Origin of the sequence: Tepidimonas sp., from assembly GCF_046292505.1 — a bacterium.
Taxonomy (GTDB): Bacteria; Pseudomonadota; Gammaproteobacteria; order Burkholderiales; family Burkholderiaceae_C; genus Tepidimonas.
In genome coordinates this window covers 469-758 of sequence record NZ_JBKBQX010000170.1, presented here as the reverse complement: position 1 = coordinate 758, position 290 = coordinate 469, and the positions used below count along the sequence as shown (strand labels likewise).

The following is a 290-nucleotide window of genomic DNA, read 5'->3' as shown; positions in this document are numbered from 1 at the left end:
TTCGCCGACGGCGAGCCGGACCTGCTCGTCATCATCGACATGTTCGCCGACAAGCTGCCGGCCGCCTATGCCATCCACAAGGTGCCGAGCGTGGTCGTCTCGTCGATCACCGATTTCATGCCCTGGCTGCAGGGCACGCTGGTCGGCCTCGTGCAGAAGTACAAGGACAAGTCGGTCAAGGCGGTTCCGGTGCCGCACACAACCTTCCACGCCGCCCTCGCCCAGGGCGAGACGCGCAGGTCCGGCGCCAACATCGCCGCCTACACCGACAATGTCGGGCTCGATACGCT

General features: G+C 65.5%; 1 pseudogene. It reads left to right on the top strand.

Annotated elements, in window-relative coordinates:
• A pseudogene (locus ACK4TH_RS12540) lies at positions 1-290 on the top strand (hypothetical protein); the annotation flags it as partial.